4 protein-coding genes and 1 pseudogene are annotated in these 4,576 nt (G+C 61.9%); 4 read left to right on the top strand and 1 reads right to left on the bottom strand.

The window, feature by feature from the left end:
• Positions 1-131 precede the first annotated feature (131 nt).
• Positions 132-992 carry an extended-spectrum class A beta-lactamase SHV-12 gene (locus ACOT0L_RS23675; RefSeq protein WP_002904004.1) on the top strand — a complete coding sequence of 287 codons (861 nt, stop codon included), beginning with the start codon at positions 132-134 and terminating at the stop codon, positions 990-992.
• Between the two features lie 20 nt (positions 993-1,012).
• Here the strand turns inward: ACOT0L_RS23675 and ACOT0L_RS23670 are convergent, their stop codons facing one another.
• Entirely contained in the window at positions 1,013-1,774 is a 762-nt protein-coding gene (locus ACOT0L_RS23670; RefSeq protein WP_002210513.1) for a DeoR/GlpR family DNA-binding transcription regulator, read from the bottom strand.
• A 261-nt stretch (positions 1,775-2,035) separates the two neighbouring features.
• Between ACOT0L_RS23670 and ltnD the strand changes: the two genes are divergently transcribed.
• The 3 genes and pseudogenes from ltnD to ACOT0L_RS23655 all read left to right on the top strand — a co-directional run.
• Entirely contained in the window at positions 2,036-2,938 is a 903-nt protein-coding gene (ltnD, locus tag ACOT0L_RS23665) for an L-threonate dehydrogenase (RefSeq protein WP_002903955.1), read from the top strand.
• Positions 2,939-2,949: 11 nt separating this feature from the next.
• A pseudogene (gene otnK / locus ACOT0L_RS23660) lies at positions 2,950-4,202 on the top strand (3-oxo-tetronate kinase).
• The coding region (locus ACOT0L_RS23655) for a class II aldolase/adducin family protein (RefSeq protein WP_080337417.1) at positions 4,195-4,576 on the top strand (382 nt) is incomplete at its 3' end. The pseudogene otnK and the gene ACOT0L_RS23655, both read left to right, overlap by 8 nt.

The raw sequence follows: 4,576 nt of genomic DNA, 5'->3' as shown, positions 1-4,576 counted from the left end.
GCTCCATCAGCAAAAGGGGATGATAAGTTTATCACCACCGACTATTTGCAACAGTGCCAACGCCGGGTTATTCTTATTTGTCGCTTCTTTACTCGCCTTTATCGGCCTTCACTCAAGGATGTATTGTGGTTATGCGTTATATTCGCCTGTGTATTATCTCCCTGTTAGCCACCCTGCCGCTGGCGGTACACGCCAGCCCGCAGCCGCTTGAGCAAATTAAACAAAGCGAAAGCCAGCTGTCGGGCCGCGTAGGCATGATAGAAATGGATCTGGCCAGCGGCCGCACGCTGACCGCCTGGCGCGCCGATGAACGCTTTCCCATGATGAGCACCTTTAAAGTAGTGCTCTGCGGCGCAGTGCTGGCGCGGGTGGATGCCGGTGACGAACAGCTGGAGCGAAAGATCCACTATCGCCAGCAGGATCTGGTGGACTACTCGCCGGTCAGCGAAAAACACCTTGCCGACGGCATGACGGTCGGCGAACTCTGCGCCGCCGCCATTACCATGAGCGATAACAGCGCCGCCAATCTGCTGCTGGCCACCGTCGGCGGCCCCGCAGGATTGACTGCCTTTTTGCGCCAGATCGGCGACAACGTCACCCGCCTTGACCGCTGGGAAACGGAACTGAATGAGGCGCTTCCCGGCGACGCCCGCGACACCACTACCCCGGCCAGCATGGCCGCGACCCTGCGCAAGCTGCTGACCAGCCAGCGTCTGAGCGCCCGTTCGCAACGGCAGCTGCTGCAGTGGATGGTGGACGATCGGGTCGCCGGACCGTTGATCCGCTCCGTGCTGCCGGCGGGCTGGTTTATCGCCGATAAGACCGGAGCTAGCAAGCGGGGTGCGCGCGGGATTGTCGCCCTGCTTGGCCCGAATAACAAAGCAGAGCGCATTGTGGTGATTTATCTGCGGGATACGCCGGCGAGCATGGCCGAGCGAAATCAGCAAATCGCCGGGATCGGCGCGGCGCTGATCGAGCACTGGCAACGCTAAGCCGGCGGTGGCCGCGCGCGTTATCCGGCCCGCAGCACCTCGCAGGCGTGCCGGGCGATATGACTGGCGGCGGCATCGGAAAGATGCCGGTCGGTAATGATGGTGGTGAACCGGGTCAAAGGTAACGCCATAAACGTGGCCACCTGATTGTATTTCGAACTGTCGCACAGCAGGATGCTTCTCGCGCTGACCTGGCTGACGGTCTCCTTGACGGTAACCTTGTTCTCATCAGGGGTGAATATCCCGCGACTGTCCCAGCCGCTGGCGGAGATAAAGGCCGTATCGATAGCCAGGTGGCGTAACGTACGCGCCGCCGATTCGCCCACGCAGGAGCGGTTCTCCCGGCACAGAGTGCCGCCGGTGTGGATCACGCCGCACTGGCTGGCATCGATCAGCAGCTGGGTTATCTCAAAATCATTGGTGACCACCTGGAGATCGTTCCGGTCGAGGATCGCCCGCGCCAGCGCCAGGGTGGTAGTCCCGGCATCCAGATAGATGCAACTGTTTTTAGCGATATGACTCGCCGCCAGCGCGCCGATCGCCTGTTTCTCCTCACTCTGCAGCGTGCTTTTCACCAGATGACTGGGTTCCGCGGCCAGCCGGCTGACGGCGCGTACGCCGCCCGAGACGCTGACCAGCAGCCCCTGCTCCTCCAGTTTACTGACGTCCCGACGGATGGTCATATGGGACACGCCGAGGATCTCCGTCAGCTCGTTAATGCTTACCGCCCCACGCTGCTCCACCAGGGCTAAAATACGCTGATGTCGTTCTATTGGAATCACCGCTCTCCCCTTACCATTTTTTCACACCAGGCGTCACCACCCAGGCTACGGCCCTGGCGACACCCGGTGTTGTTATCGCGCTTTGCCGCTGTTTTTTACGCTATTTTAGGGCAAGAATCGCCGCTGTGCAGCCTCTTTCCGCCTGTGAATTTTTTATATTCATGTGGGTTATTCGTGATAACTCTCACATAAATTCACATGATAACGCTTTATTCTATCATTAAATCACATTAATTAACTAATGTTCACAAGGAGACCAGCATGGCTGCACACACTAACGTCTGCGTGATTGGACTGGGTTCAATGGGCATGGGCGCCGCCCGCGCCTGCCTGCAGGCGGGCCTGAACACCTGGGGCGTTGACATCAATCCCGACAACTGTCGCGCACTGCTGGCGGCGGGCGCCAAAGGCGCGGGCCCCAGCGCGGTGCCGTTCGCCGCGGAACTGGATGCAGTTGTGCTGCTGGTGGTCAATGCCGCCCAGGTGCGGGGGATCCTGTTCGGCGAGAGCGGCCTCGCCGCCCATCTGAAGCCGGGCACCGTCGTGATGGTGTCGTCCACCATCGCCTCCGCCGATGCTCAGGCCATTGCCGAGGCGCTGGCGGAGTACCAGCTATTGATGCTCGACGCGCCGGTATCGGGCGGCGCCGTGAAAGCGGCCGCCGGCGACATGACGGTGATGGCCTCCGGGAGCGATGCCGCCTTTGCCCGACTCGCGCCGGTGCTGGACGCCGTGGCCGGCAAAGTCTACCGCATCGGGAGCGACATTGGTCTTGGCTCGACGGTAAAAATTATCCATCAGCTGCTGGCCGGGGTGCACATCGCCGTTGCCGCCGAAGCGATGGCGCTTGCCGCCCGCGCCGGGATCCCACTGGAGACGATGTATGACGTGGTCACCCACGCGGCGGGTAATTCCTGGATGTTTGAGAATCGCATGCAGCACGTCCTGGATGGCGATTACTCGCCAAAATCCGCTGTCGATATTTTTGTCAAAGATCTCGGGCTGGTGAATGACACTGCCCGGGCGCTGACCTTCCCGCTGCCGCTCGCTACCACCGCGCTGAATATGTTCACCTCCGCCAGTAATGCCGGATTCGGTCGGGAAGATGACAGCGCGGTGATCAAGATTTTCAACGGCATCACCCTGCCGGGCCATAAACAGTGAGGAGAGACAACATGCAGCTTGGTGTCATTGCCGATGACTTCACCGGCGCCACGGATATTGCCAGCTTCCTCGTGCGCAACGGCATGCCGACGGTGCAACTGAATGGCGTGCCGACCCGCGATATTCCGCTGACCAGCGAGGCGGTGGTCATCAGCCTGAAAACCCGCTCCTGCCCGGCGGAAATGGCCGTCAGCCAGTCGCTGGCGGCCCTGCGCTGGCTGCAGGCCCAGGGCTGTCAGCAGTTTTATTTCAAGTACTGTTCCACTTTCGACAGCACCGCGCAGGGCAACATTGGCCCGGTGCTGGATGCCCTGCTGGCCGAGCTGGGTGAGACGCGGACGGTGATTTCCCCGGCGCTGCCGGTTAACGGCCGCACGGTCTATCAGGGATATCTGTTCGTCGGCGAGCAACTGCTGAATGAGTCCGGGATGCGCCACCATCCGGTGACGCCGATGGAGGATGCGCACCTGGGCCGCTTAATTGAGCGCCAAGGGCGCGGAAAAGCCGCGCTGATTGCCTGGCCGATTGTCGCCCGGTCGCCGCCGCGCTGGCGGCAGTCAACGATCCGGCGGTGCGCTATGTGGTGCTCGACGCCCTCAGCGAACAGGATCTGCTCACCCAGGGCGTGGCGCTGCGGGAGATGAAGCTGGTCTCCGGCGGTTCCGGCCTCGCCATCGGCCTCGCCCGCGACTGGGCGCAGCGCCATGGCGCCAGGGGGGAAAGCGCTCAGGCCGGCATGCCGCTGGCCGGTCCGGCGGTGGTGCTCTCGGGCTCCTGCTCGGTGATGACCAACAGCCAGGTGGCGGCCTATCGTCAACAGGCCCCCGCCCGCGCCGTCGACTTAAGCGCCTGCTTTACCGATCTGGAGAGCTACGTCAGGACGCTGACTGACTGGGTGGACGCGCAGCGCGATGCGCCGCTGGCGCCGATGATCTATGCCACCACCGAGCCGCAAACGCTGCAGCGGATCCAGGCGCAGTATGGCGACAAGGCCAGCAGCGAACGGGTGGAACAGCTGTTTGCCGCTCTTGCCGCCGCCCTGAAGGCGAACGGATTTACCCGCTTTATTGTGGCCGGAGGGGAAACGTCGAGCATTGTGGCGCAGACCCTGGGGGTTGAGGCGTTCCATATTGGGCCGACCATCTCCCCTGGCGTGCCCTGGGTGCGTGACACCCGCCAGCCGCTCTCCCTGGCGCTGAAGTCAGGTAACTTCGGCGATATCCAGTTCTTTGCCCGTGCCCAGCAGGAGTTTCGTCATGACTGAGCAACAACTGCGAGAGGAAATGGTGCAGATTGGCGCCTCGTTGTTTAGCCGCGGCTATGCCACCGGCTCCGCTGGCAATCTGTCGCTGCTGCTGCCGGACGGCAACCTGCTGGCGACGCCGACCGGCGCCTGCCTCGGCGAACTGCAGGCTCAGCGGTTGTCGGTGGTGACGCTGCAAGGGGAATGGATCTCCGGCGACAAACCGTCGAAAGAGGTCACTTTTCACCGGGCGGTCTATTTGCACAACCCGGCCTGCAAGGCGATCGTCCACTTGCACAGCCACTATCTGACCGCGCTCTCCTGCCTGCAGGGGCTCGGGCACTGTTGCAAAGTTAGCGATGAGGCAGCCTTTTGTCTTATTCAAAGGCCTTACA

The organism is Enterobacter cloacae complex sp. XAL002, assembly GCF_049236805.1.
In the GTDB taxonomy this organism is placed as follows: domain Bacteria; phylum Pseudomonadota; class Gammaproteobacteria; order Enterobacterales; family Enterobacteriaceae; genus Enterobacter; species Enterobacter intestinihominis.
The sequence above is the reverse complement of the archived record's forward strand: the minus strand, read 5'-3'. Positions and strand labels throughout refer to the sequence as shown.